Genomic DNA, 26,469 nt, shown 5'->3' on the forward strand with positions numbered 1-26,469 from the left:
AAGGCGGAGAAAGACACGCTGTGGTAACCCGACTGCCGTTTCCCATTTTCGCAGCGGTCACATGTCGGCAATCTGCGCCAGACCCTCTAAGGGAAAAGGGGAGATTTACAAGAGGGTGGAAAACCGCAGGTTGTCTACCCTCTTGTGCGCCCGCGCGGCGTCAGCGCAGTTCCGTTCGCCTCGCAGGCGAAATCCCATCGAAAAAGAAATTTCAAAAAAATAAGAAATTTTGAAAAAAACACTTGCGCGATACACCCGGTGTAGTGTATACTAATTACAGTTGCGCAAATGCGTAACCGAATTGCCGCGCAAAGGAGTTTCTCCTGCGCACGCCCATCGGCCATCAACCGGATTTTCCCGGCGTGGTCCCTGGTGCGGTCCAAAAACGGCCGACCTGCCGTTATACCGGGTAATCAAGCAATTTGACTGCAAAACAGGCTAAAACTGCGTAAAAATCAGCACTTTTTCCGATTGCAGCCATTGGTTTCTCGTGCTATAATTAACGCTGGTCTGGTTGAGTACTGGACCGGCGATTTTTTATCCCCGCCGCTGTCCGTGGAAGGGCCACGAACAGTGTAAAGAAAAGTGGAGGGCAAACAGACAAATCAGAACCGGATTAACCCACCGGCGCTCGATTGCTGCACTACCCCCAAACTTCTTATATTAAAGGAGAGCATTTTATGCAGATCACTGATCCTATCGCGGATATGCTGACTCGTATCCGCAACGCTGGCAATGCTCGTCATGCCAGTGTGGATGTACCCGCATCCAAGATGAAGAAGGCTATTGCCCAGATCCTGCTCGACGAAGGCTACATCAAGTCTTTCGAGGTTGTAGAGGGCAACACCCAGGGCATTATCCGCATCGCACTGAAGTACGTTGATAACCGCCAGAAGGCTATCACCGGCATCAAGCGTGTGTCCAAGCCGGGCCTGCGTGTATACGCTGGCGCACAGGAGCTGCCGAAGGTACTCCGCGGCCTTGGTATTGCCATCGTTTCCACTTCCAGAGGCGTCATGACCGACAAGAAGGCTCGCGAGCTGAATGTCGGCGGTGAAGTTCTCGCATTTGTATGGTAAGGGAGGTATAAACAATGTCTCGTATTGGTAGAATGCCGATTGCCATCCCGGCCGGCGTTGAAGTCAAGATTGACGGCAGCGTTGTTACCGTGAAGGGCGCTAAGGCAACCCTTACCCGCGAATTTCATCCGAACATGACCATCGCGGTAGAGGGCAACGAAATCCTCGTAACCCGTCCGAACGACGACAAGCACAACCGCGCACTGCACGGCCTCACCCGCAGCCTGGTTCACAACATGGTTGTTGGTGTTACCGATGGCTTCAAGAAGGAGCTGAGCGTTCAGGGCGTTGGTTACCGTGTCGCTAAGCAGGGCAAGGATCTGGTTATGAACCTCGGTTACTCGCATCAGGTTACCATGAGCGAGGTAGAGGGCATCACGATCGACGTTCCGAACCCGAACACGATCATCATCTCCGGTCCTGACAAGCAGAAGGTTGGCCAGTTTGCAGCGGAAGTCCGCGAGAAGCGTCCGCCGGAACCCTATAAGGGCAAGGGCATTCGCTACGCTGATGAGTATGTCCGCCGCAAGGAAGGCAAGACCGGCGCTAAGAAGAAGTAAGGAAAGGAGAGGCGAAAATAAATGGTTTCGAAGAAGGATTCCAACAAGGCGCGCCTTCAGCGCCACAAGCGCGTACGCGCTAAGATCAGCGGCACCGCTGAGCGTCCCCGTCTGGACGTATTCCGTTCTGCAAAGAACATCTATGCACAGGTTATTGACGATGTAGCCGGTGTAACCCTCGTATCCGCCTCGACTGCAGAGAAGAGCTTTACCGAGTACGGCGGCAACAAGGAAGCAGCCAAGAAGATTGGTCAGATCGTTGCCGAGCGCTGCAAGGCTAAGGGCATTGAGACTGTCGTGTTTGACCGCGGCGGCTATGTGTTCCACGGCCGCGTGAAGGAGCTCGCAGATGGCGCCCGTGAGGGCGGCCTGCAGTTTTAATCGGGAGGAGGTAAAACATGGCTCAGTTTAACAGAAACGATAAGCGTGAGGACGAGTTCTCCGAGAACGTTGTAGCGCTCAACCGCGTTGCCAAGACCGTTAAGGGCGGCCGAATCTTCAAGTTCGCAGCTCTGGTCGTTGTAGGCGACGGCAAGGGTACTGTCGGTTTCGGCCTCGGTAAGGCTTCCGAGGTTCCGGACGCTATCCGCAAGGGCATCGAGGACGCCAAGAAGAACCTCGTTAAGATTTCTCTGAAGGGCACCACCATCCCGCACGAGGTTATCGGCGAGTTCGGTGCAGGCCGCGTTCTGCTCAAGCCTGCTGCTCCCGGTACCGGCGTTATCGCCGGCGGCGCTGTTCGTGCAGTAGTTGAGGCTGCCGGCATCAAGGACATCCGTACCAAGTGCCTGCGTTCCAACAACCCGCAGAACGTTGTTACCGCAACGATGGAAGGCCTGAAGAGCCTGCGCGACGCAGCTCAGGTAGCTGCTGTACGCGGCAAAGCCGTAGAAGAACTGTAAGAAAGGGGTAACTGACAATGGCTAACATGAAGATTACCCTGAAAAAGAGCCTGGCTGGTCGCTTGGAGAAGCACATCGCAACGGCTCATTCTTTGGGGCTTAAGAAGATCAATGACGTAACCGTTCAGCCGGACAACGCGCAGACGCGCGGCAAGGTAAAGCAGATCGGTTACCTGCTCGAAATCGTAGAGGAGGCGTAACCCATGAAGCTGCATGAATTGACGCCTGCCGCAGGCGCTACCAAGCCGGCATACCGTAAGGGCCGCGGCGCTGGTTCCGGCAATGGCAAGACCGCAGGTCGCGGTCATAAGGGCCAGTGGGCCCGTTCCGGCGGCGGTGTCCGTCCGGGCTTTGAAGGCGGCCAGATGCCTCTGGCACGTCGTCTGCCGAAGCGTGGTTTCCACAACATTTTCGGCACCACTTACGCACCGGTCAATGTTTCCGCACTGGAGAAGTTTGAAGACGGCGCTGAGGTAACTGCAGAGATCCTCTGCAATGCCGGCATCGTTAAGAATGCTCTCGACGGCATCAAGATCCTCGGCACCGGCACGCTGACCAAGAAGCTGACCGTTAAGGCAGCTGCTTTCTCGGCTTCCGCAAAGGAGAAGATCGAAGCCGCAGGCGGAAAGGCCGAGGTGGTTTAAGGTGTTTCAAACCCTTAAAAACGCCTGGTCTATGCCCGAACTGCGCAAGAAGATGCTGTACACTCTGTTCATCATCCTGATCTTCCGCTTTGGTTCGTGCATTCCGGTTCCGTTTATTGATACCGCGCTCCTGTCTCAGTACTTTGAGCAGGCATCGGTAAACGGTTCAATGCTTGGTTATCTGGATATGTTCACCGGCGGTGGTCTGTCTCGTGCGACCATCTTCGCAATGTCCATCACCCCGTATATCAATGCATCCATTATCCTTCAGCTGCTGACTGTTGCCATCCCCGCTCTTGAGCGCATGGTAAAGGACGGCGGCGAGGAAGGCCGTGAGAAGATCGCAAGCTGGACCCGTTACCTCGGCGTTCTGCTCGGTCTGCTCCAGGGCCTGTCCTACTACGCACTGCTCCGCAACGGTTTCGGCGGCAAGACTATGCTGTCTAACACCGGCGCGCTTGCAGCCGTAACCATTATCGTAACTTTCACCGCAGGCACCGCGCTGATCATGTGGATGGGCGAGCATATCACCCAGAAGGGTATCGGCAACGGCATTTCGATCATCCTGTTCGCAGGTATCGTTTCCCGCGGTCCGTCGCTCATGCGTACGCTGGTTAACCTGTTCCAGACCGGCACGAGCGGCATCGTTTCCGGCATTGCAATGATTATCGTCGGTCTTGCGATCGTTGTATTCATCGTTTATATGTCGAATGCAGAGCGCCGCATCCCGGTTCAGTACGCAAAGCGCGTAGTTGGCCGCAAGATGTACGGCGGTCAGTCCACCCACCTGCCGATCAAGGTCAATGCGTCCGGCGTTATGCCGATCATCTTCGCATCGTCCATCCTGTCCCTGCCGCAGACCATTTCGATGTTCTGGCATCCGGAGAGCGGCTCGGTTGGTGCGCACATTCTTAACCTGTTCTCTCAGACCAGCGTGTTCTACATTGTACTGTACGCACTGCTGATCCTCGCATTTGCATACTTCTATGCATCCATCCAGTTCAACCCGATCGAGATCGCCAACAACCTGAAGAAGAACGGCGGCTTCATCCCGGGCTTCCGTCCCGGCAAGCCGACCAGCGACTTCATCACCAAGGCACTCGGCAAGGTCACCTTTGTTGGTGCGCTGTTCCTCGCTGTTGTAGCACTGCTCCCGCTGATCGTAGGCGCAGTAAACTCCAGCCTGAGCAACGTAGCACTGGGCGGCACCTCGGTTATCATCGTAGTAGGCGTTGCGCTTGATACGGTGAAGCAGATGGAAGCACAGATGCTGATGCGTCATCATAAGGGATTCCTGGAATAATTCTGGAGGCTGTGTTCAAATGAATTTAATTCTGCTGGGCGCTCCGGGCGCCGGTAAGGGCACGCTTGCTTCTTACCTGATCGAGCAGATGGGTGTACCGAGCATTTCCACCGGTAACATCCTGCGCGAAGCGATTAAGAACAATACTCCGCTCGGCCAGTCCGCTAAGGAGTATATGGACGCCGGCAAGCTGGTACCTGATGAAGTGGTTATCGGCATGCTGAAGGAGCGTATCGCTAGGCGCGACTGCAAGAGCGGTTTCATCCTCGATGGTTTTCCGCGTACGATTCCGCAGGCGGAAGCACTCGACGAGATTGCTCACATCGACTGCGCTCTGTCCCTTGAGGTTGCAGACGACGTCATCGAAAAGCGCATGACCGGCCGCCGTGTCTGCCTGCGCTGCGGTGCAACCTATCACGTTGAGGCAAATCCGCCGCGCGTGAAGGACGTTTGCGACATCTGCGGCGATAAGCTGGTCATCCGCAGCGATGATCAGGCTGAGGTCGTTCGTCATCGTCTTGAAACCTACCATGAGCAGACTGAGCCGCTCAAGGGCTACTATGAAGCCCAGGGCAAGCTCAAGAGCATCGATGGTGCTCAGGGCATCACCGCTACCGAAAAGTTTGCAGTAGAGGCGCTGGGTCTGTAATATGATTCATATCAAGACGGAAAAAGAGCTTGAAAAAATGCGTGTTGCCGGCCGCCTTACCGCTATTGCGCGTAAGGCGGCGGCAGACGCCGTAAAGCCGGGTGTTACCACCTGGGAGATCGACCGCATCGTCCGCAAGACGATTGAGGATGCCGGCGCCAAGCCGTCCTTCCTCGGCTACGGCGGCTTCCCGGGCAGCGCCTGCGTATCGCTGAATGACCAGGTCATCCACGGTATTCCTTCCAAGCATGCAGTTGTCAAGGAAGGCGATATCGTTAAGGTTGACGTTGGTGCGTACATCGGCGGTTTCCACGGCGACTGCGCCTGCACGGTTCCGTGCGGTGAGGTAAGCGAAGAGGCAAAAAAGCTGATCGCTGTAACACGTCAGAGCTTCTTTGAAGGCATTAAATTTGCCCGTGAGGGCTACCGCGTATCGGATATCGGCGCAGCCGTTCAGGCTTACGTCGAGGCCAACGGCTTTTCTGTCGTGCGCGACTACGTCGGTCACGGCGTAGGCTCTGCGCTGCACGAGAGCCCGGAGGTTCCGAACTACGGCAAACCGGGCCACGGCATTCGCCTGCAGCGCGGTATGGTCATCGCGGTAGAACCGATGGTCAATGTGGGTGTTTACACGGTCAAGGTCCTGCCGGATGGCTGGACGGTTAAGACCAAGGACGGCAAGCTGTCCGCTCACTACGAAAACACCATCGCTATTACGGATGGAGAGCCGGAGATTCTTACGAATATCGACGGCGAAGTGCTGTAATGGCAGAGATTCGTACCGCCGACATTGTGCTGTCGCTGACCGGAAGGGACAGAGGACAGCTGATGCTGGTCGTCGCAGAGGAGGGGGATTTTCTTCTGCTGGCGAACGGACGTGCGCGCCGGGCCGAAAACCCGAAGCGCAAGCGCCGCAAGCATGTGAGCCTGCAGGGCCCATGCGACGAGCGCACACGGCTTAAGCTGCAAAGCGAAAGCCGGCTGACAAACAGCGAGATCCGCAAGGCGCTCGCCCTCTGGACAGGGGACGAGAACGCAAATTGACCGAGGAGGATAAACCACAATGGCAAAAGATGATGTGATTGAGCTCGAGGGTACCGTCGTAGAGGCGCTGCCCAATGCAATGTTTCAGGTAGAGCTTCCCAACGGCCATAAGATTCTGGCGCATATCTCGGGCAAGCTCCGCATGAACTTTATCCGCATTCTTCCCGGCGACAAGGTCACCGTTCAGATGTCGCCTTACGACCTGACCCGCGGTCGTATCACTTGGCGTTCCAAGTAAGATAAAAAGCGGGCGGAGGTACGCATGTGACCTGCGCGCCAGTGGTCGCCGGACAGGTTTCCGGTGTCCCATCCCACCAAAAGAGGAGCCGTTTACGGTTCCGCAAAATCTTGATGGAGGTAAAATAACATGAAGGTAAGACCGTCTGTAAAGCCGATCTGCGAGAAGTGCAAGATTATTCGCCGTAAGGGCAAGGTTATGGTTATCTGCCAGAACCCGAAGCACAAGCAGAAGCAGGGCTAAGAGCACCTGACGGTGCTTATAGGGACTTTCAAAAAGTCCTTATATACGAAAATCAGTTCCAGTAGAAACTGATTTTCGATACCGAAATGACGCGATCCAAGATCGCTGAGTCAAGGTATAAAATGAACGGGCAAATCTCGTCCATTTTATGATGACTGCAAGCAGTCATCGAATAAATGCGCACCTTGGGGTGCGGATCATGGTTTACGCGAGCACGACAAGCACGCACGGCGAGTGCGGCGCTGCAGGAGCGGAGGCGGCTCCTATACTGTGTTTGCAAACACGCCTCAGTGTGTAACTATGGAGGTTATAATAGTATGGCACGTATTGCCGGTGTTGACCTTCCCCGCGAGAAGCGCGTGGAGATCGGCCTGACCTACGTTTTCGGCATTGGCCGCAAAACGTCCAACGAGATCCTTGCTAAGACCGGTATCAATCCGGATACCCGCGTTAAGGACCTGACCGAAGAAGAGGCTGCTAAGCTGCGTGAAGTCATCGAGCGCGACTACAACGTCGAGGGTGACCTGCGCCGTGAGATCGGCCTGAATATCAAGCGTCTGGTTGAGATTGGCTGCTACCGCGGCCTGCGCCATCGCCGCGGCCTGCCGGTTCGCGGTCAGCGCACCAAGACCAATGCTCGTACCCGCAAGGGCCCGAAGAAGACCATTGCGAACAAGAAGAAGTAAGGAGGGGAACGTATAAATGGCTAAGGTACAGAAGAAGGGCGCTGCGACCCGTACTCGTCGTCGTGAGCGCAAGAACATTGAAAAGGGCGCGGCACATATCCGTTCCTCTTTCAACAACACGATCGTTACCATTACCGACCTGAACGGTAACGCTATTTCCTGGGCTTCCTCCGGCGAAATGGGCTTCCGCGGTTCGCGTAAGTCCACTCCGTTCGCTGCTCAGACTGCGGCTGAAACCGCTGCTGCTGCTGCAATGGAGCACGGTCTGAAGACTGTTGAAGTATACGTTAAGGGCCCGGGTTCCGGCCGTGAGGCTGCAATCCGTGCACTGCAGGCCGCTGGCCTCGAGGTTACTATGATCAAGGACGTAACCCCGATCCCGCACAACGGCTGCCGTCCGCCCAAGCGTCGTCGAGTTTAATAGAGGAGGAACCAATAAATGGCTAAGAATACCCAGCCCGTTCTCAAGCGCTGCAAGACGCTTGGTCTTTCCCCTGCGGTACTTGGTTACTCCAAGTCCACGAAGCGTCAGCCCAAGCAGAGCCGCCGCAAGCAGTCCGAGTACGGCATGCAGCTGAACGAAAAGCAGAAGGTAAAATTCATCTACGGCGTACTCGAGAAGCAGTTCCATGCTTACTACGAGAAGGCTGAGCGCAAGCAGGGCATCACCGGTGAGATCCTGCTGCAGGAGCTCGAGCGCCGTCTGGACAACGTAGTTTTCCGCATGGGCTTTGCTAACACCCGCCGTGAGGCTCGTCAACTGGTTAACCATGCACACTTCACCGTAAACGGCAAGCGCGTTAACATTCCGTCTTACCAGGTTAAGCCGGGCGACGTAGTTGCAGTTTCCGAGAAGTCCCGTTCTACCACCAAGTTCAAGTCTCTGCTGGAAGAGAACGGCAAGAAGGCTTGCCCGAAGTGGATCGAGAAGGCTAACGATTCCTTCGAGGGCAAGATCGTTGCGATGCCTGCACGTGACGACATCGACTATGATGTTGCCGAGCACCTCATCGTCGAGCTGTACTCGAAATAATAGACCCTCGCTTTTGGAACAGGCGCGGCGTCTGCTTCGCCTGTTCTATCTTAAGTTTCCAACCAACGTGAAGGAGGGTACCACATGATCGAAATCGAAAAACCGCGTATTGACTGTGAACAGCTCGCGGAGGACGGTTCCTACGGCAAGTTCGTCGTAGAGCCTCTTGAGCGCGGCTACGGCACCACGCTGGGCAACTCTCTGCGCCGCATCCTGCTGTCGTCTCTGCCTGGCACGGCAGCGTCCAGCATCAAGATCGCTGGTGTGCAGCACGAGTTTTCTACGATTCCGGGCGTTAAGGAAGACGTTACCGAAATCGTGCTGAATGTTAAGGGCATTATTGCCAAGCTGCATTGTGATGGTCCCAAGACGGTCTACATCGAGGCCGCCGGCGAGGGCGAGGTCAAGGCTGGCGATATTCATGCAGACGGCGAGGTTGAGATCCTCAACCCGGATCTGCACATCGCTACCCTGATGAGCGACGCGCGTCTGTCCATGGAGATTACGATGACTTCCGGCCGCGGCTATGTTCCGGCTGAGAAGAACAAGCAGCATCAGACCTCCATCGGCGTCATTCCGGTGGATTCGATCTACACGCCGGTTTACAAGGTAAACTACACGGTTGAAAACACCCGTGTACGCGACCTGACCGACTATGATAAGCTGACACTCGAGGTATGGACCGATGCAACCATCAACGCACGCGATGCGGTTTCGCTCGGTGCGAAGGTTCTGCGCGACCACCTCGATCTGTTCGTAGACCTGTCCGAGGAAATCGGCTCCAAGTCCACCGTTGTTGAAAAGGCTGAAGCGCAGCACGATAAGGTGCTTGAAATGACCATTGAGGAGCTTGACTTCTCCGTGCGTTCGTTCAACTGCCTCAAGCGCGCAGGCATCAACACGGTTGAGGACCTCATCAACACCTCTGAGGAGGACATGATGAAGGTTCGTAACCTGGGCCGCAAGTCCCTGGAAGAGGTTATCGGCAAGCTGGAGGCAATGGGTCTCCACCTCGCCAAGTCCGAAGAATAATCTGCGTCTTTCCGCCCGCAGCTTCGTCAGAAGCACGATTGCGTACCTTTGTACGCGGCACGCGCTTCTTCCTTGCTGTGAACGAAAATACTTGATTATTTCAAAGAGGAATTACTTGAACTGTTGCGGCGGTACGATTACCGCGCCGCCGCTTTACTTTAATTTGGAGGTAAACTCACATGGCTAACAATCGCAAGCTCGGCCGTGCTACGGATCACCGTATGGCTATGCTGCGTGCGCTGGTAACCTACCTGCTGGAGAACGGCAAGGTTGAGACCACGCTCGCTCGTGCCAAGGAAGTAGGCCCGCTGACTGAGAAGATGATCACCCTGGGCAAGAAGAACACCCTGGCATCCCGCCGTCAGGCTATGGCTTTCGTAACCAAGGAAGCTGTTGTTGCTAAGCTGTTCTCTGAGATCGCTCCGGAGTACGCTAACCGCAACGGTGGCTACACCCGCATCATCAAGACCGGCCCGCGTCGTGGCGACGCAGCTGAAATGGCGATCATCGAGCTGGTTAAGTAAGTTAAATTTTAACTTCTGACGACTCGATCTGTTCCAAAACAGAAAAATGATCCTAAAAAGGTTATCCAGTAGCGTGCTTATTGGATAACCTTTTTCTTTTTGCCTTTTTGGAATACCTATGATACTATGTAGGTAGAACGTAAATTGTCCGATCGAAAATTGGAACGTCGAAGGAGGGCCGGAAGATGTTTGTAATGTTTGATATATTGAGCTTCATCGTCCCCATCATGTTTATTGTCGTATTTGGCATCATCATTTTTTCAATCATACAGGGGATAAGCACATGGCATAAGAATAACAATTCGCCCAGATTGACCGTACCGGCGGTGATCGTTGCAAAGCGGACAGATGTATCACATCACCAGCATGCCAATGCAGGCGACATGAGCGGAGCGCACGGCTTCCACACAACGTCGAGCACGACCTATTATGTCACGTTTCAGGTGGAAAGCGGGGACCGGATGGAGCTCCATGTTTCCGGCTTGGAATACGGTATGCTTGCAGAGGGTGATACCGGCAGACTGACCTTCCAAGGGACGCGGTATCTGTCGTTTGAGCGATAGTTTTTATTCGAGAGGGGCTTGCGTACGCCGGAAAATATTCAAATAATCTGTTTGGTGCGGCTGTCTGCGGTCTGCTGATCGGTGTGGAGCGGCGAGAAAAAATGCAGGTGACCGAGCTTGCGGTCGGTCTGACAGACGGCAAAGGCGAACTTGTGCGTTTGTACGACTGGCTGGCACAGAGGAAAATCACCGTGCGCGAGATCGATCTCAAGCGGCAGGAAGGCAGTTCGGTAAAAATCGTGCTGTACATTGCCATGCCGCGGCATTTCGATAAAGCGGATTTTCTGCGGCTGCAGGAGGATATCCCGGGTGTGCAGTCGGTTGAGATATAAATGGAATAGCAAAGCCGTTCGGCAGAAATGCCGGATGGCTTTTGTGCTTATTCGATAATAAGGCGTTGAAATATCAGGATTTGTTTGGTATACTGTAACAAATAAATAAAGGGAGGTCCCGCTATGAAAAAGAGAATCCCCGCAATCATCCTGATGTTTGCCCTGTTTCTGACCACATCCTATGCGGCGAACACCTATCGTAAGACGATTGCCGTCACGTCCGGCGTCAATGTGGAATTTAACAACGAAGCAATCGACATGACAGACGCCAACGGTAAAGCGGTCGAGGCGTTTATCTACAACGGCACGACCTATGTGCCGATTCGTGCGGTGTCGAATGCGTTCGGTGCGGATATCGGCTATGACCGCAATACGCAGACGATTTCGATTTATGATGATTTCACAGAAATTGTTACAGCAGCGTATAAGTTGGAGCGTACAATTACCATATGCAGAGGAGAACTTGATCTTTATAATGAATCAATCAACGCGAATTTATTTACAATAAATCCAGCAACAAGAAATCCGGATAGTGAAGCTCTTATTAGCCGGAACGAGAAAATGTTACAGACATTGCAAAAGGAAAATATCAACTATTCGCTTTTGGAAGAAGAACTATTGCCGCTTTATAATGAGTTTATTCCGGCATATAGAAATGCAGTAAAGAATTATACAGCAATGTATAATCAAAAGAGTTATTCTAATATGAATTTGTGGAGTGCTTTTTCTCGTAGTGAAAACGAAGCAAATGTAAATGGTATTAGTTATAGTGTTGAGTTGGAATCTTTTTATGATTCGTTCAACTGGCGTGAATTTAAGTAATTGGCAGTTGGAATAAAAAAAGGAGATAGAGATTATGTACCTGAAAGCGACCTTACTCACCATATTAGGCTGGTTTATCGGCCTGATACTGGATGCAAACATCGACTTCGGTGACCCAATGGGTTTCCTCAGTCTGCGCATCCTGTTTCCCATCTTGGCCATGGGACTGTGCATCCTGCATGAGCTGAGACACGGCAGCAGCCGCTAATCTGCAAAATTTGCGGCTCACACGCCTAAATTTGTGCATTTTCACGGTAAAAACGGATATTTTTATTGCAAAAACGCTTGCAATGTACGGCAATGCGTGATATACTATCAGTGTAAGATGATAAGTAACCGTAAGGAGTGGCCAAGTGCCACTCCTTACGCTTTGCTCGGAGAAAATTTTTCAGTAAGGAGGGACGGCTTTGCAGGCAAAGCAGATCGTAGCCCGCGTAGAGGAACTGGTAAAGCCTTTGTGTGAACAGGCTGGTGTTTCCCTGTGGGATGTGGAGTTTGAAAAAGAGGGCGGACAGTACATGCTGACCGTCACCGTGGATCGTCCGGAAGGCGTTAATATCGACCAGTGCGAGCAGGTTTCGCGCGCACTCGATCCCATGCTGGATGAAAAGGAATTTGACGATATGCCGTCCTACACGCTGTGTGTTTCCTCGGCCGGTATGTCGCGCCGCCTCAAGCGCCCGGAGCATTTCCAGGCGTTCATGGGTCAGACCGTCGAAGTCGGCTTCTACAAGCCGATGAACGGTATGAAGCAGATCGAGGGCACACTCGCCGGCTATGACAACGGCGCTGTAACACTGGAAGTGAACGGCGAGACCACTGTATACGAACCCAAAGACATTGCCGCAGTTCGACTGGCGGTAGAGATATAAGAAGGAGCTGAATAGGAAAAAATGGTTAACGCAGAATTTTTTGACGCGCTGGAACAGCTGGAAAAGGAAAAAGGCATTCCGGTAGACTATATGCTCGACCGTGTAGGTCAGGCGCTGATCACCGCCTACAAGCGCGATAACGACGGCATGACCGACAATGTTTATGTTGAGCCGGACCGCGACAAGAAGACCATTCACATGTTTGTCCGCAAGACGGTTGTCAAGGCGGAGGACCTGTACGAGCCGTACGAGGAGATCACTCTCGAGGAGGCTGCTGAGTACAAGAATAACCCGATGGTAGGCGATATCATTGATATCGACATCCCGACCAAGTCCTTCGGCCGCATTGCTGCCCAGACTGCAAAGCAGGTTATCATCCAGGGCATCCGCGAGGCAGAGCGCGGCATGGTTATCTCCGAGTTCGAGAGCAAGGAGCACGAGATCCTGAACGGCGTGGTTGCCCGCATCGATCCGCGCTCCGGCACTGCTTATCTGGATGTTGTTTCCGGCGGCGAGAAGAGCGAGGCTGTTCTGGCCGCTTCCGAGCAGGTGCGCGGTGAGGTTCTGACCGAGGGTCAGCGCCTGAAGGTTTACCTCATCGAGGTTCGCCGCGGCACCCGCGGCCCGCAGGTCGTTGTTTCCCGCACCCATCCGGGTCTGGTTAAGCGTCTGTTTGAGCTGGAGGTGCCGGAGATCCACTCCGGTATCGTCGAGGTCAAGTCCATCGCGCGTGAGGCAGGCAATCGCACCAAGATCGCTGTTGTTTCTCACGATGAGAACGTCGATCCGATCGGTGCATGCGTTGGTACCCGCGGTGCGCGTGTTGCCAACATCACCGGCGAGCTGAACGGCGAGAAGATCGATATCATCAAGTGGAACGAGGATATGGCGCAGTTCGTTTCTGCGGCACTCGCTCCGGCTGATGTTATCAATGCCACCATGCAGGCGGACAACAAGTCCTGCCGCGTCATCGTTCCGGATGATCAGCTGTCCCTCGCCATCGGCAAGGAAGGCCAGAACGCGCGTCTGGCTGCCAAGCTGACCGGCTGCAAGATCGATATCGCTCCTGAGTCTCAGGGCGAATAAGCAAGCGGAGGTGCGGCAGAATATGGTACAGAAGAAGATTCCCATGCGGCAGTGCCTCGGCTGCCGTGAAATGTTCCCGAAACGGGAGCTGATCCGCGTGGTGCGTTCGCCGGAAGGTGAGCTTTCGCTGGATTTCAAGGGCAAGGCACCCGGCCGCGGCGCATACCTGTGCGGCAAGCCGGAATGTCTGAAAAAGGCCCGCAAGAGCCGTGCGATCGAGCGTGCGCTCAGTGTAGAGGTGCCCGAGTCGGTTTACGATCAGCTTGAGCAGCAGATGGAACAGGAGGGTGCAAATGGCAACTGATCCGGTTCTGAGAATGCTCGGTCTGGCACGCCGTGCCGGCAAGCTGGCCTACGGTGACGAGCTGGTGCGTGAAGCGTGCTTCGACCACAAGACCCGCTGTGTGTTCATCGCGGGCGACGCAGGCGCAAATGCAGCGAAAAAGGCCGCATTTTACGCCGATAAGGCCAATGTTCCGTGCGTGACGCTGCCGCACGGCAAGCTGGAACTCGGCAGCGCGATCGGCAAGGCAGGCTGCGCGATGTGCGCGGTAGCGGACATCGGTATGGCGGCGGCAGCTGTAAACAAGCTGGCGGAGCAGGATCCTGCATACACCGAAGTGGCGCAGCAGCTTAGCGAAAAAAACGCAAAGATCCAGTCCCGCAGGGGCATCAAAAAGCATAAGGATAAGGCGGAAAAGACTGAGGAAGCGCCGGTCAAGACCGAAAAATCGGCAGAGGAGAAGCCGAAGCGCACCTACCGTAAGCCGTCCGGAGAGAAGCGTCCCTATCGGAAGAACGATGAGAATAAGCGTCCTTACCGTAAAGCCGACGGCGATAAGCGCCCGTACCGCAAGGAAGGCGACCGTTCGTATCGCAAGAACGACGGCGAGAAGCGCCCGTTCCGCAAGGACGGCGAATATCGTCCGTATCGCAAGAACGACGGCGATAAGCGTCCGTACCGTAAGGAAGGCGACCGTCCGTATCGCAAGAACGACGGCGAGAAGCGTCCGTTCCGTAAGGATAGCGACCGTCCGTTCCGTAAAAGCAGCACAGGTAAGCCGAGCTTCAACAGCGGCAAGCGCAGCTTCCGCAATAAAACCTGATTCCCGCGCGAAGCGCGTATATAAATAGCAAAGCGCAGCTTTGCATCAAATGTGCGAGCTTTGCCCGTGCATTTGATACCAGAAAGCAGTTTTGTGTGCCGCGCAGCGACGCGCAAAACTGCGCCAAGGCTTTGTCCGCGCGTTAGCGCGGCACAGCCTACTCTCGATTGAAACCGTGGTTTCAATCGAAGTCAAAAGGAGGTTATTGCCCATGGCATTAGACAATAAATATCGGGTACACGAGGTTGCAAAGGACTTCGGCGTATCCACCAAGGAGATCACCGAAATCCTGACGAAGTATCGCTCTGCACCGAAGAATCACATGCAGGTGCTTGACGATACCGACCTGTCGGTCATTTTCGAGTATCTCACCCAGCATAATCAAGTAAGAGACATGGAAGGTACGCTGAACGCACAGGGCGCATCCCGCAAGAAGCCGGAGCAGTCCAAGGCGGAAACCAAACAGCAGACCGAGTCCAAGAGAGAGGAGCCTATCGTGCAGCAGCAGCCGACACAGAGCAAGGTAAAGCAGGTTCACCGCATTGATACCCGCGGCACCGGCGACGTAAACCTTGCAAAATATGATGATCATGTAGATAAGCTGGTTGACGCAAAGGCCGAGCGAATGGAGTCCAAGGGCAGCAAGAAGCAGAAGCTGACCAAGAAGTCCGACCAGCGCTCCAAGCCGTTCGGCAACAAGCGCCGTCAGGAGGAGCAGGAGAAGATGCGCCGCCTGCAGCGTCAGCAGCAGATGGCAGCACTTAAGAAGATTCCGGTTAAGGTAATGATTCCGGAGGAGATTTCCGTCGGTGAACTGGCTTCCCGTATGAAGCGCACCGCAGCGGATGTTATCAAGGGTCTCATCAAGCTGGGCGTTATGGCGTCCATCTCTGAGGTGATCGACTACGATACCGCAGCCATCGTTGCAGAGGAAATGGGCTGCAAGGTTGAGAAGGAAGTACACGTTACCATCGAGGAGCAGCTGTTCGACGAGCACGAGGACAAGGAAGAGGAGCTGCAGCCGCGCGATCCGGTCGTTGTTGTTATGGGTCACGTTGACCACGGCAAGACCTCTCTGCTCGACGCGATCCGCAAGACCAAGGTCATCGAGGGCGAGGCCGGCGGCATTACCCAGCACATCGGCGCATACCGCGTTGAGGTTGACGGCAAGCCGATCACCTTCCTCGATACCCCGGGTCACGCTGCGTTTACCTCCATGCGTGCACGCGGTGCGCAGGTAACCGATATCGCCATTCTGGTCGTAGCAGCCGATGACGGCGTTATGCCGCAGACCATCGAGGCTATCAACCACGCCAAGGCGGCAAACGTGCCGATCATCGTTGCCGTAAACAAGATCGACAAGCAGGGTGCAAACCCGGATCGTGTTCTGCAGCAGCTGACCGAGTACGAGCTGGTACCGGAGGAGTGGGGCGGTCAGACCATCGTCTGCAACATCTCCGCAAAGTTCGGTCAGGGCATTGACAACCTGCTCGAAATGGTACTGCTTACTGCTGAAATGGCTGACCTCAAGGCAAACCCGAACCGCAAGGCGCACGGTACCGTCATCGAGGCAAAGCTGGATAAGGGCCGTGGCCCGGTTGCAACCCTTCTGGTACAGAACGGCACCCTGCATGCAGGCGATACCGTTATCGCGGGTACCTCTGTCGGCCGCGTTCGCGCAATGACCAACGACGACGGCAAGAAGATTGAGTCCGCAGGCCCGTCTGTTCCGGTCGAGATCATCGGTCTGGCTGAGGTTCCGGGTGCAGGCGACATCTTTGACGCCGTAGACGACGAGAAGATGGCTCGTGAGCTGGTTGAGCAGCGCAAGGACAAGGAGAAGGAAGAGCGCAACAAGCTGTTCCACAAGGTAACGCTCGATAACCTGTTCGATTCCATCCAGCAGGGCGAGATGAAGGAGCTGAATATCATCGTCAAGGCAGACGTTCAGGGCTCTGTCGAGGCGGTTCGTTCCTCTCTCGAGAAGCTGACCAACGAAGAGGTTCGCGTGCGCGTTATCCACGGTGCCGTTGGCGCCATCAACGAGTCCGACGTTATGCTGGCTGCTGCTTCCGGCGCGATCATTGTTGGCTTTAACGTTCGTCCGGACCGCACCGCTACCGACTCCGCTGCACAGCAGGGCGTTGATATGCGTATGTACCGCGTTATTTATGATGCCATCGAGGAGATGGAGCAGGCCATGAAGGGCATGCTCGAGCCGAAGTTCAAGGAAGTTGTTCTCGGCCACGCAGAGGTTCGTCAGGTGTTCAAGATCACCGGCGCAGGCGCGGTTGCAGGCTGCTATGTACAGGACGGCAAGATTCAGCGTAACGCTGAGGTTCGCGTAGTCCGTGACGGCATCGTATTCCACGAGGGCCACCTGAATACCCTCAAGCGCTTCAAGGACGATGTGAAGGAAGTTGCAACCTCTTATGAGTGCGGCATGAGCATCGAGAACTACAATGATATCAAGGAAGGCGATATCATTGAGTGCTTTGTTATGGAAGAAGTGAAGCGGTAAAACCGCTTCTTCTAAGGGGGACGCTGTCCCCCTTAGATACCAAATTGGTTCCCAAGGAAACCAATTTGGATAACCCCCTCTCGTCCGCACGGCGGACGAGGCCGCGCCGCTGCGGCACGGGCAGTGGTATAAACATCGGGCAAAGCTCGATGTTTATAGGGAATTGAATTACGCACTGCGGTGCGTGTGAAAATGCTTATCGCATTTTCTGTACAAGCAGATTTTAATCAATCCTCAAAGGAGGAAAGTTATGTCTACTCGAATTGATCGTATTTCCGAAGAAGTGATGAAGGCTCTGGCGGAGGCGATGCGCTCTGTCAAGGACCCGCGTGTGCAGGAGGCTATGGTTTCTGTGGTACACTGCGATATTACCAACGATCTGCGTTATGCGAAGTGCTATATTTCCGTACTCGGCAGTGAGCAGCAGACCAGGGACGTGATGAAGGGCCTGAAGTCCGCTGCAGGCTGGCTGCGCCGCGAGGTTGGCCACAAGGTACAGCTGCGCTACGCGCCGGAGCTGGTATTTGAGCTGGATCAGTCCATCACCCACGGTGCACACATCTCCGAGGTGCTGCACGAGCTGAAAAATGAAGGCAAGCTGGGAGAGGAGGACGCAGAATGATCGTTGACGTTGCTGGCGCTGCTGCTGCGCTGCAGGCAGCGGACGACATTCTCATCCTGACTCACCGCAGACCGGACGGCGATACGGCAGGCTGTGCCGGTGCGCTCTGCCGCGGTCTGCAGCAGATTGGCAAGCGCGCATATATTCTGGAAAATCCGGAGATCACCAGGCGTTATGCGCCGCTGATCGTGCCGTATTATCCGCCGGAGGATTTCGTTCCGGCGTATGTGGTTTCGACTGATATCGCTGAGGAGAAGCTGTTTCCGGACACGGCCGAGAGGTACAAGAGCAAGGTCGATTTGGTCATTGACCATCACGGCTCGAACGACGGCTTCGGCAAAAAAAACCTCATCCGGCCGGATGCAGGCGGCTGTGCCGAGGTGCTGTACGATGTGCTGACCGCGCTCGGCGTTAAGTTCACAGCCGATATTGCAGAGTGCATTTATATCGGTGTTTCGACCGATACGGGCTGCTTTAAGTTCTCCAACACGACCGCGCATTCGCATGCGGTAGCGGCGGCCTGCTTGACTGCCGGTATCGACGGCGGTGAGATCAACCGCGTGCTGTTTGAGACCAAATCGCGTCCGCGGTTTGAGATGGAGCGCATTGTATTTGATACGATGGAGTTCCATGAGAACGGCGCGATCGCGGTTGCCGTGCTCTGGCGCAGGGATATCGACCATGCAGGCGCGGATATGGACGATCTGGACTCGATTGCATCGCTCACGCGCCAGATTGAGGGCGTACAGATCGGCATCACGCTGACCGAGAAGCCGGACGGTACGGTTCGCGTTTCCGTCCGCACCACCAAGGAGATGGACGCGGCTGCTATCTGCAAGAAGGTCGGCGGCGGCGGTCATGTCCGTGCGGCAGGTGCAAGCTTCACCTGCGGCATGGCGGAAGCCAAGGCTGCTATGCTGAAGGCGGCAGAGGAGCAGTTTCATGCAGCAAAGTGACCTGAACGGCATCCTGCTGATGAACAAGCCGCAGGGCTTTACCTCACATGACGTGGTAGCCAAGCTGCGAGGCATTCTGCATACGCGCAGGATCGGTCACGGCGGCACACTGGACCCAATGGCGACCGGTGTTCTGCCGGTATTTGTCGGCGGTGCGACCAAGGCGGCAGATTTTGCCGCAGCGCAGGATAAGGAATACGTTGCCGGGTTTACGCTCGGCTACTGCACAGATACACAGGATGTCACCGGCGAAATGCTCCAGACCAGCGAACGCTACGCCGCGGAATACGCAGTAAAGCAGATGGTACGGCGCTTTGTCGGCCCACAGCAGCAGGTACCGCCCATGTATTCGGCGGTCAAGGTGAACGGCCAGAAGCTGTACGATCTGGCCCGCAAGGGCAGGGAAGTCGAGCGTCCGGCACGCGATATCATTGTGCACGAAATGGACCTGCTCGACTTCGACGAGAATGCCCAGAAGGGCACGCTGCGGTGTAAGGTCAGCAAGGGCACCTATGTCCGCACACTGGTCAATGACCTTGGCGAAAAGCTGGGCACGCTGGCCGTGCTGCACAGTCTGGAGCGCACCCGTTCGGGCGCATATGAGCTGGCGCAGTGCCATACCTTTGCCGAGTGTGAGCAGGCAATGGCAGAGGGCACCATGCAGCAGCTTCTGCTGCCGACCGACAGCCTGTTTACCGATAGACTCGCTGTTTCGCTCACCGACGAGGGCGCGGAGCGCATTGCGAGAGGTGCAGTTGTGTTTCCGCGCCAGACCGACAGTCTGCCGGAGACCGCAGATACCATCTGCCGTGTGTACCATCAGGACAGGTTCCTTATGCTCGGTCAGGTGAGAGAGCTGGATAAGGGCGGTTTAGGTCTGTTTGTATACAAAAACTTCCGATAAGTTTTTGCATACAAGCAGAAATGGAGAATTGAAAATGGAAAATGGATAATGAAGGTATCGCGCCTTGCGCGATGATTTAATAAGCGCGAAGCGCCACATTCATTCTCAATTCTCAATTTTCAATTATCAATTTTTTCAGGGGGATTCCCTTATGATAGAAGTTACAAAGCCGCGTGCCATCGCGCTCGGCTACTTTGACGGTGTGCATCTGGGCCATCGGGCGCTCATGCAGCGTGCGGTCGAGCGTGCCAAGCAAATCGGCGGCACGAGTGCGGTTTTTACGTTTGATGTGCATCCGGATTCGGTCGTTATGGGCCGTCAGGTGCCGCTGCTGACCGCAAATGCATATCGCACCGAGGAGATCAAAAAGCTCGGCGGTGTGGACGAGGTTATTTTCGGCCACTTTGACCATGAAATGCAGCACATGGACTGGCGCGACTTTATCCACAAGCTGCTCATCGGCCGCTTTAACGCGGGCTGGATCATCTCGGGGCGCAATAACCGTTTCGGCTATAAGGGGCAGGGCAACGCAGAAGGCATGGCTATTGAGTGTGAAAAGGCCGGCATCGGCTATGACTGCATTGAGGATGTCAAGATTGGCGGCATTGTGGTGTCCTCCACCTATATTCGTCAGCTGATTTCGCAGGGCGATATGGAAGGTGCGGCTAAGTTTCTCGGTCATCCGTATACGGTTTCCGGTATTGTGGAGCACGGACGGCGTGTCGGCACAAGCGTGCTGCAGGTGCCGACGGTCAATCTGCGTCTGCCGACCGAAATGGCGCTGCCGCCGTACGGTGTGTACGCAACCCGCGTTCTGGTGGACGGACAGAGCTATATCGCAGCGACCAATATCGGTGTAAAGCCGACATTTTTAGACGGCGGTGCACCGACCATCGAGCCGCATCTGCTTGACTTTGCGGGCGATCTGTACGGCAAGATGATCCATGTGGAGCTGCATAAGTTCCTGCGTCCGGAAATGCAGTTTGAATCGGTGGAGGCGCTCAAGACCGCCATCGAGGAAAATGTGCAGCAGACCAGAGAATTTTTCAAAGAGAAATAAGAAAAGGCGGTATCGCTGCATAGCGGTACCGCCTTTCTGTATCTCAGGGAACAATTTGGTTGACAATCAAGGGATCGTTCGGTATCATCAAGGTACAAGAATAAGGATAGAGAATCGGGAGGAAGACAATATGAAGAAATCGGTCAAATGTGCAGTGACAGCGGCGCTGCTCCTTCTGCTTTGTGCGGTTGGGATCTATGGCATATTCTTTGCACCACGGAAGATCGGCTGTGCAGTCGATGATTCGTTTTCGTGGAAGGCGTACAGCTATACGCCGGTGACGAGCAAAACGATTTATAACTATGCGTTCCCGTCCGAAGAAATTACACTTTCTGCGGAAAATCGGGAGACGATCGTGCAGCTGCTTGCAGACAGTAAGGGCAAGCGGCGCTTTCCGGGCAGATGGACACCGTACGGCACGAATACCAGGATTCCGTGCGTCGTTGCAGTGCAAATAGACAGCGCGGAAGCAGATTATATGCTCTTTCTGTGCAGGAATGATTCGGAAGAATTGCTGCTGCTGAAAACAGAACTACATGGCAAGGACAGATGGTATACGCTGGAGAGTCCGGCGCTTGCGGCGGCTCTGAATACCCTGTATCCGTATGATACCACAGGCAGCGCTGTAACGCATACTGTCGGAACAAACTAAAAAAGCTGCGGTTAAACCGCAGCTTTGAGGCTGTCGAAAAACTCCGTTTTTCGAGCAGCCTCTCGATTGAAACCACGCTTTCAATCGAATCTTGACGAAAAGCCGCGCCCTACGGGCACAATTTTTCGTCCCTTGTATAATTCCCGAGGTACACGCCCCCGGGAATTATGAATTTGCTGTGCAAATTCTATTTTATGCATGCTGCCGCACGAAAAGTAAAAACGATAGATTGACTTTATCGACAGACTGAAAGCTGCGGTTAAACCGCAGCTTTTTTGCCGCAAGGCGGAAAAAAGCCGCCTGATGAATCAGACGGCGATTTTCCCTCAAAGAGCAGGTAAAGAGTAAAGAAAGAAAAAAGAAAAAAAGAGAGCAAATGAAATATAAAAACCAATGTGGTTGTTGGTTATTGTCGATTTGTTGTGTTCCTTAGAACAATTATTATTATAGTCGTTTTAGATAAAAATGCAATAGATTTTTTGTTTAATGTTCCAGAGAAAACGCGAAAGTTTTTGTGCATATATCACAAGAATAACCTCTGTAAATTGTAGGCAAACACAAAGCAAAGGGAAAATAGGCCGAAATCTCAAAAAATCCGGCGGCAGCGGGAACGATTTGCCGCTGCAAAACGTGTTGGTGGTGAAAGGAGGAGAGAGCAATGCAGACAACACTCAGGTCAGACGCATTTCTGCAGCAGGCGATGGTCACCTGCGGCGACGCGGTCTACCGCTTAGCTTTGTGCAGACTGAACAGCCGTGCGGACGCAGAGGACGTCTATCAGGAAGTCTTTCTCCGGCTGCTGCGGGACGACACCGATTTCCGCGACACCGAGCACCTGAAAGCATGGCTGCTGCGCGTAACGCTCAGCCGGTGCGCCGATCTTCGCCGGTCGGCGTGGTTTAAGCGCACCGCACCGATGGAAGCTGCCGCGGATGCTGCCGCTCCGGAACCGGAAAGCAGCAGCGAGCTGTGGCAGGCGGTACACGCGCTGCCGGACGATCAGCGAATCGCGGTGTGGCTGCACTATGTGGAGGGCTACCGTACAGAGGAAATCGCGGAAATGGTCGGATGCCGTCCGGCAACGGTACGCACGCGGCTGCATCGCGCAAGAAAGCAATTAAAGCTGGATTTGGAGGGATCTTACGATGAAGAACAACTGGAACGAACTGAAGGACATCAAGGCTCCGCAGGAGCTCAAGGAGCGCACGCTGGCAGCAGCTCGTGAAGCGCGTAAGCTGACGAACGAACCGCTGCATGCGGTGCCGCGCCATCCGTGGGGAATGGCAAAGCGCCTTCTGGCGGCAGCCTGCGCGTTCGGTATTGTGCTGGGCGGTACGGCGGTTTATCGCACGCATAATGGCACCGCGCAGACCGGCAGTGCAGTCGTAGCGGATGCCATCAGTCACACATTCGGCTTTGCGGCCTATGCCGCCGACACCGGCGAGCTGCGTCAGCCGAAGGACAGCAAAATCGTGTTCGACACCGGCAGCGGCGCAGACGATCCGGAAAAGGGTTTTTACTCCGGCTGTCTGTTCAAAGTCACCGGTGAGAATATCAAGACCGTATCCGCGACCATCGACAAGGGCGCAGTCTACCGCACGAAAACCGTCAAGGATACATCGGCCGACCGTGACGAGTGGGTGCGCTCGATGCATCAGGGCACGAACCCCGAACTCGACGGTGCAGACCGGATCATGGTCTGGGGCAGTGACGAGATGCATATGTACGCCGACCTGTGCTGGAAGCTGGACAACGGCTTCACCGACGAGTACGACCCGGACGCCGGCTACGGTCTGTGGCTGCCCAGCCAGCCGGAAACTACGGACGATGATCTGCAGGATTCGTGGCACGCGGCCGTGGACGGCTTTGAGGGCGCAAAGCTGACCGTTACCATCACCTTTACTGACGGCTCGGAGCAGACCCGCTCGATGACGCTGCACACCGGCAAGCTGGGCGTGGAATACAAGGACGATACGTCCGGTCCGAGCCTTACCGGCGAAGTGCTGACCGATGAGCAGGCTGCAGCGGAAGGCTATATCTATGGCGTCTATGCGGATATTGAGTAATTGAAGATATGTGCCGTTCGTTCAAAATCATCAAAAATTAGTATAGTGCATGAAAATTTCCTCTGAATCTTGTGTTCAGAGGAAACTTTTTTGCGGAAAAATGGGAATATACCTTGAAAAATACGGTGTTATCGCATAAAATAGAAGAAGTTTAGTTCGTAAATGAGGCGAAAGTATGCTCAACATTGTTTTGGTCGAGCCGGAGATCCCGCAGAACACCGGCAACATTGCCCGCACCTGTGCGGCGACAGGTTGTGTGCTGCATCTGGTCGAGCCGCTCGGCTTTGCTATCGACGATAAGCGCATGAAGCGTGCCGGTCTGGACTACTGGCATCTGCTCGATGTGCGTATGTATAAAAATCTGGATGAATTTTTTGAGAAAAATCCGGACGGCCGCTACTTCTATGCGACAACAAAGGCGCCGCACGCCTATCATGAGGTGGAATACCGCGACGGCGACTACCTGATGTTCGGCAAAGAGACCAGCGGTCTGCCGGAAGCGCTGCTCATCGAGCACCCGGAACGCTGCATCCGCATTCCCATGAGAGAGGGCGCGCGCAGCCTTAATCTGTCTAACTCGGTCGCTGTTATCGTGTTTGAGGCACTGCGGCAGACCGGCTTTGAAAATCTGAGACTTGCGGGACCGTTCCCACAGGCATAAAGGAGTAAAGAATGGAAAAGATTCATATTTTGACCGATTCCTCGTCGGATATCCCACACGAGCTGGTGGAAGCCCACGGAATCGAGATCGTTCCGATCATGCTGACGCATGAGGGACGCAGCTTCCGCGAATATTACGACATCACATCCGAGGACTACTGCAGGCTGCTCGAGACCAGCAGCGAGATTCCCGGCACGGCCATGACTACGCCGACTGTATTCCTCGAGTCCTACAACCGTGCATTTGAGCGCGGCTGCACGCATCTGCTGGCAGTGCTCATCAACGGCGGCGGATCGGGTACTTATCAGGCGGCGTGCCTTGCAAAATCCATGTTCGAGGAGGAGCAGGGGGAAGGCAAAATGACCATCGAGGTCATCGACTCCAAGACCTACACCTACATTTACGGACACATTGTTGTCAAGGCTGCCGAAATGCGCGAGCAGGGCGAGAGCTTCGACGCGATCGTCAGCGTGGTAAAGAGCCGTCTGAACCGCGTGGAAGCCTACCTCGGTGTGTACAGCCTCAAGTTCCTCAAGAAGTCCGGCCGTATTTCGGGCGGCGCGGCCTTCGTGGGTGAGGCGCTCGGTCTCAAGCCCATCAGCCATGTGTATGACGGTGCTGTAAAGGTGTGTGACAAGGTGCGCGGTGAGAAGGCACTCGTTGCCGGAATGAGCAAAAAAGTCTCCGCCCGTGTGGTGCAGCCGGATAAGCAGACGGCTATCCTGCTCTACGGCGACGTACCCGCCGAGCGTCTGGATGAAATGGAAAAGCGTCTGCGTACCGAAATTGGATTCCGCGATGTGGAACGCGTAGTGATCGGTCCCTCGGTTCTGACAAATACTGGTCCGCTGGCGATGGCTGTAGCGTATTATGGAACGCCGCGGGATTGATGCAAAAATTGTGAATGTTGTTTAATATTTCGCAACTTTTTGGCGAAAAACGCAAAAATCCTCTAAAAGCGAGTTGGAATGTGATGATTTTCACAATTTTGCTTGCGAATGGCACGAATTACGAGTATAATTCTGTATTGGAAACGGAATTATTTAAGTAATAAGTTCGTGCTTTTGTTCCTTATCGTAACTTTATAATACATCTTAAAGGAGAGGGATATTTATGCAGTATAACAAGAAGAGCGTTGAGGATATCGACGTATCCGGCAAGAAGGTAATTGCCCGCTGCGATTTTAACGTACCGCAGGACGAGAACGGCAACATCACCGATGACAAGCGCATCCGTGCTTCGCTGGAGACCATCAACTACCTGCTGGATCACAACGCTGCTGTAATCCTGTGCTCGCACCTCGGCCGTCCGAAGGGCGAAGTAAACATGAAGTATTCGCTGGCTCCGGTCGCTAAGCGCCTGAGCGAGCTGCTTGGCAAGGAAGTCAAGCTGGCAAAGGACGTTGTAGGCGAGGACGCTAAGAAGCTGGCCGCTGAGGTTAAGCCGGGCGAGGTCGTTCTGCTTGAGAATGTTCGCTTTGAAAAGGGCGAGACCAAGAACGACGCTGCGCTGGCAAAGGCTATGGCTGACATGGCTGACATTTACGTCAACGACGCATTCGGCACCGCACACCGTGCACACGCTTCCACCGCAGGCATCGCAGATTACCTGCCGGCTGTATGCGGCTTCCTGATCAAGAAGGAAATCTCCATCATGGGCAAGGCTCTGAGCGACCCGGCTCGTCCGTTCGTTGCAATCCTGGGCGGCGCTAAGGTTTCCGACAAGATCGGCGTTATCGAGAACCTGATCGACAAGTGCGACACCATCATCATCGGCGGCGGCATGGCCTACACCTTCTCCAAGGCAAAGGGCGGCGAGATCGGTACCTCTCTCTGTGAGGAAGACAAGATCGAGCTGGCACTTGGCCTGCTCAAGAAGGCTGCTGACAAGGGCGTTAAGCTGCTTCTGCCGGTTGATACCGTTTGTGCAGATCACTTCGGCGCGGACGCTGCTCCGGTCGTATACGAGGCTGGCAAGATCCCGGCTGACATGATGGGCATGGACATCGGCCCGAAGACCGTAGAGCTGTTCTCCGAGGCTGTCAAGGACGCAGGCACTGTTGTTTGGAACGGTCCGATGGGCGTATTCGAGTTTGACACCTTCGCAGTCGGCACCAAGGCTGTTGCCAAGGCAATCGCTGAGAGCAAGGCTGTTTCCATCATCGGCGGCGGCGACTCCGCAGCTGCTGTTGAGAAGCTGGGCTTTGCTGACAAGATGACCCACATCTCCACCGGCGGCGGCGCTTCTCTGGAGTTCCTCGAGGGTCTGGAGCTGCCGGGCATCGCATGCCTGCAGGACAAGTAAGTCCA

36 protein-coding genes are annotated in these 26,469 nt (G+C 54.6%); all 36 read left to right on the forward strand.

All coding sequences use genetic code 11. From position 1 onward, the window contains the following. Positions 1-680 precede the first annotated feature (680 nt). The 36 genes from rpsH (at position 681) to PGY33_RS02650 (ending at position 26,464) form a co-directional block, all read left to right on the forward strand. Entirely contained in the window at positions 681-1,079 is a 399-nt protein-coding gene (rpsH, locus tag PGY33_RS02475) for a 30S ribosomal protein S8 (protein ID WP_110435396.1), read from the forward strand. Positions 1,080-1,093: 14 nt separating this feature from the next. Continuing rightward, positions 1,094-1,639: a 50S ribosomal protein L6 gene (gene rplF, locus PGY33_RS02480; RefSeq protein WP_117489841.1), complete on the forward strand. Its 546-nt coding sequence runs from the start codon at positions 1,094-1,096 to the stop codon at positions 1,637-1,639. Positions 1,640-1,660: 21 nt separating this feature from the next. Then, positions 1,661-2,020 carry a 50S ribosomal protein L18 gene (gene rplR / locus PGY33_RS02485; protein WP_110435394.1) on the forward strand — a complete coding sequence of 120 codons (360 nt, stop codon included), beginning with the start codon at positions 1,661-1,663 and terminating at the stop codon, positions 2,018-2,020. 17 nt (positions 2,021-2,037) lie between these two features. After that, positions 2,038-2,541: a 30S ribosomal protein S5 gene (gene rpsE, locus PGY33_RS02490; RefSeq protein WP_054326956.1), complete on the forward strand. Its 504-nt coding sequence runs from the start codon at positions 2,038-2,040 to the stop codon at positions 2,539-2,541. Between the two features lie 17 nt (positions 2,542-2,558). Next, positions 2,559-2,741, forward strand: coding sequence for a 50S ribosomal protein L30 (rpmD, locus tag PGY33_RS02495; RefSeq protein ID WP_110435393.1), 183 nt, complete (start codon positions 2,559-2,561; stop codon positions 2,739-2,741). A gap of 3 nt (positions 2,742-2,744) precedes the next feature. After that, positions 2,745-3,185 (forward strand): 50S ribosomal protein L15, encoded by a 441-nt coding sequence (gene rplO, locus PGY33_RS02500; protein ID WP_110435392.1) that lies wholly within the window; start codon positions 2,745-2,747, stop codon positions 3,183-3,185. 1 nt (position 3,186) lies between these two features. Then, positions 3,187-4,488, forward strand: coding sequence for a preprotein translocase subunit SecY (gene secY / locus PGY33_RS02505; RefSeq protein ID WP_118478046.1), 1,302 nt, complete (start codon positions 3,187-3,189; stop codon positions 4,486-4,488). A gap of 19 nt (positions 4,489-4,507) precedes the next feature. Then, positions 4,508-5,137 (forward strand): adenylate kinase, encoded by a 630-nt coding sequence (locus PGY33_RS02510; RefSeq protein ID WP_270477203.1) that lies wholly within the window; start codon positions 4,508-4,510, stop codon positions 5,135-5,137. Between the two features lies 1 nt (position 5,138). Then, entirely contained in the window at positions 5,139-5,903 is a 765-nt protein-coding gene (gene map / locus PGY33_RS02515; RefSeq protein ID WP_118478048.1) for a type I methionyl aminopeptidase, read from the forward strand. Then, the gene (locus PGY33_RS02520; protein ID WP_110435388.1) at positions 5,903-6,181 is read left to right on the forward strand and encodes a KOW domain-containing RNA-binding protein; all 279 of its coding nucleotides are present in this window, start codon (positions 5,903-5,905) and stop codon (positions 6,179-6,181) included. Before map ends, PGY33_RS02520 begins: the two co-directional genes overlap by 1 nt. A 19-nt stretch (positions 6,182-6,200) precedes the next feature. Then, positions 6,201-6,419, forward strand: a complete 219-nt coding sequence (infA, locus tag PGY33_RS02525; protein WP_110435387.1) for a translation initiation factor IF-1 — start codon at positions 6,201-6,203, stop codon at positions 6,417-6,419. A 129-nt stretch (positions 6,420-6,548) separates the two neighbouring features. Then, positions 6,549-6,662, forward strand: a complete 114-nt coding sequence (gene rpmJ, locus PGY33_RS02530; protein ID WP_031472205.1) for a 50S ribosomal protein L36 — start codon at positions 6,549-6,551, stop codon at positions 6,660-6,662. Positions 6,663-6,979: 317 nt separating this feature from the next. Continuing rightward, positions 6,980-7,348, forward strand: a complete 369-nt coding sequence (gene rpsM, locus PGY33_RS02535; protein ID WP_031472203.1) for a 30S ribosomal protein S13 — start codon at positions 6,980-6,982, stop codon at positions 7,346-7,348. Positions 7,349-7,364: 16 nt separating this feature from the next. Beyond that, the gene (rpsK, locus tag PGY33_RS02540) at positions 7,365-7,769 is read left to right on the forward strand and encodes a 30S ribosomal protein S11 (RefSeq protein WP_031472201.1); all 405 of its coding nucleotides are present in this window, start codon (positions 7,365-7,367) and stop codon (positions 7,767-7,769) included. An 18-nt stretch (positions 7,770-7,787) separates the two neighbouring features. Further along, positions 7,788-8,381, forward strand: coding sequence for a 30S ribosomal protein S4 (rpsD, locus tag PGY33_RS02545; RefSeq protein WP_110435386.1), 594 nt, complete (start codon positions 7,788-7,790; stop codon positions 8,379-8,381). A gap of 84 nt (positions 8,382-8,465) precedes the next feature. Continuing rightward, positions 8,466-9,413, forward strand: coding sequence for a DNA-directed RNA polymerase subunit alpha (locus PGY33_RS02550; RefSeq protein ID WP_110435385.1), 948 nt, complete (start codon positions 8,466-8,468; stop codon positions 9,411-9,413). A gap of 179 nt (positions 9,414-9,592) precedes the next feature. Further along, positions 9,593-9,937 carry a 50S ribosomal protein L17 gene (gene rplQ / locus PGY33_RS02555; RefSeq protein ID WP_110435384.1) on the forward strand — a complete coding sequence of 115 codons (345 nt, stop codon included), beginning with the start codon at positions 9,593-9,595 and terminating at the stop codon, positions 9,935-9,937. Between the two features lie 185 nt (positions 9,938-10,122). After that, positions 10,123-10,500, forward strand: a complete 378-nt coding sequence (locus tag PGY33_RS02560) for a DUF2500 domain-containing protein (protein ID WP_442865557.1) — start codon at positions 10,123-10,125, stop codon at positions 10,498-10,500. A 101-nt stretch (positions 10,501-10,601) separates the two neighbouring features. Further along, a complete protein-coding gene (locus PGY33_RS02565; RefSeq protein ID WP_270477215.1) occupies positions 10,602-10,832 on the forward strand; it encodes a hypothetical protein in 231 nt (76 codons plus the stop codon). A 123-nt stretch (positions 10,833-10,955) separates the two neighbouring features. Next, a complete protein-coding gene (locus PGY33_RS02570; RefSeq protein WP_270477216.1) occupies positions 10,956-11,654 on the forward strand; it encodes a copper amine oxidase N-terminal domain-containing protein in 699 nt (232 codons plus the stop codon). A 34-nt stretch (positions 11,655-11,688) separates the two neighbouring features. After that, a complete protein-coding gene (locus tag PGY33_RS02575) occupies positions 11,689-11,862 on the forward strand; it encodes a hypothetical protein (RefSeq protein ID WP_270477218.1) in 174 nt (57 codons plus the stop codon). Positions 11,863-12,061: 199 nt separating this feature from the next. Next, entirely contained in the window at positions 12,062-12,526 is a 465-nt protein-coding gene (rimP, locus tag PGY33_RS02580; RefSeq protein ID WP_242988106.1) for a ribosome maturation factor RimP, read from the forward strand. A 21-nt stretch (positions 12,527-12,547) separates the two neighbouring features. Next, positions 12,548-13,612 (forward strand): transcription termination factor NusA, encoded by a 1,065-nt coding sequence (nusA, locus tag PGY33_RS02585; protein WP_110435381.1) that lies wholly within the window; start codon positions 12,548-12,550, stop codon positions 13,610-13,612. A gap of 22 nt (positions 13,613-13,634) precedes the next feature. Further along, entirely contained in the window at positions 13,635-13,916 is a 282-nt protein-coding gene (rnpM, locus tag PGY33_RS02590) for an RNase P modulator RnpM (RefSeq protein ID WP_117489855.1), read from the forward strand. Further along, on the forward strand, positions 13,906-14,718 hold the full coding sequence (locus tag PGY33_RS02595) for a ribosomal L7Ae/L30e/S12e/Gadd45 family protein (RefSeq protein ID WP_270477220.1): 813 nt from the start codon (positions 13,906-13,908) through the stop codon (positions 14,716-14,718). The genes rnpM and PGY33_RS02595 overlap by 11 nt, the downstream gene beginning before the upstream one ends. A gap of 211 nt (positions 14,719-14,929) precedes the next feature. Continuing rightward, positions 14,930-17,239: a translation initiation factor IF-2 gene (infB, locus tag PGY33_RS02600; RefSeq protein ID WP_118478056.1), complete on the forward strand. Its 2,310-nt coding sequence runs from the start codon at positions 14,930-14,932 to the stop codon at positions 17,237-17,239. A 250-nt stretch (positions 17,240-17,489) separates the two neighbouring features. After that, positions 17,490-17,861 (forward strand): 30S ribosome-binding factor RbfA, encoded by a 372-nt coding sequence (rbfA, locus tag PGY33_RS02605; protein WP_270477222.1) that lies wholly within the window; start codon positions 17,490-17,492, stop codon positions 17,859-17,861. Further along, entirely contained in the window at positions 17,858-18,817 is a 960-nt protein-coding gene (locus PGY33_RS02610) for a DHH family phosphoesterase (protein ID WP_270477223.1), read from the forward strand. Before rbfA ends, PGY33_RS02610 begins: the two co-directional genes overlap by 4 nt. Further along, positions 18,804-19,721, forward strand: a complete 918-nt coding sequence (truB, locus tag PGY33_RS02615; RefSeq protein WP_118478060.1) for a tRNA pseudouridine(55) synthase TruB — start codon at positions 18,804-18,806, stop codon at positions 19,719-19,721. Before PGY33_RS02610 ends, truB begins: the two co-directional genes overlap by 14 nt. Positions 19,722-19,872: 151 nt before the next feature. Then, positions 19,873-20,781: a riboflavin biosynthesis protein RibF gene (gene ribF, locus PGY33_RS02620; RefSeq protein WP_118478062.1), complete on the forward strand. Its 909-nt coding sequence runs from the start codon at positions 19,873-19,875 to the stop codon at positions 20,779-20,781. Between the two features lie 130 nt (positions 20,782-20,911). Next, on the forward strand, positions 20,912-21,433 hold the full coding sequence (locus tag PGY33_RS02625) for a hypothetical protein (RefSeq protein WP_118478064.1): 522 nt from the start codon (positions 20,912-20,914) through the stop codon (positions 21,431-21,433). Between the two features lie 658 nt (positions 21,434-22,091). Continuing rightward, entirely contained in the window at positions 22,092-22,658 is a 567-nt protein-coding gene (locus PGY33_RS02630; protein ID WP_118478066.1) for an RNA polymerase sigma factor, read from the forward strand. After that, entirely contained in the window at positions 22,579-23,499 is a 921-nt protein-coding gene (locus PGY33_RS02635) for a hypothetical protein (RefSeq protein ID WP_118284635.1), read from the forward strand. The genes PGY33_RS02630 and PGY33_RS02635 overlap by 80 nt, the downstream gene beginning before the upstream one ends. Before the next feature lie 175 nt (positions 23,500-23,674). Further along, entirely contained in the window at positions 23,675-24,160 is a 486-nt protein-coding gene (gene trmL / locus PGY33_RS02640; protein WP_270477224.1) for a tRNA (uridine(34)/cytosine(34)/5-carboxymethylaminomethyluridine(34)-2'-O)-methyltransferase TrmL, read from the forward strand. 11 nt (positions 24,161-24,171) lie between these two features. After that, positions 24,172-25,050, forward strand: a complete 879-nt coding sequence (locus PGY33_RS02645) for a DegV family protein (RefSeq protein ID WP_118360007.1) — start codon at positions 24,172-24,174, stop codon at positions 25,048-25,050. A gap of 223 nt (positions 25,051-25,273) precedes the next feature. Next, positions 25,274-26,464, forward strand: a complete 1,191-nt coding sequence (locus tag PGY33_RS02650) for a phosphoglycerate kinase (protein WP_118360006.1) — start codon at positions 25,274-25,276, stop codon at positions 26,462-26,464. The last annotated feature ends 5 nt before the right edge of the window (positions 26,465-26,469 follow it).

This window comes from Butyricicoccus sp. AF18-9LB, assembly GCF_027684505.1.
In the GTDB taxonomy this organism is placed as follows: Bacteria; Bacillota; Clostridia; order Oscillospirales; family Butyricicoccaceae; genus Agathobaculum; species Agathobaculum butyriciproducens.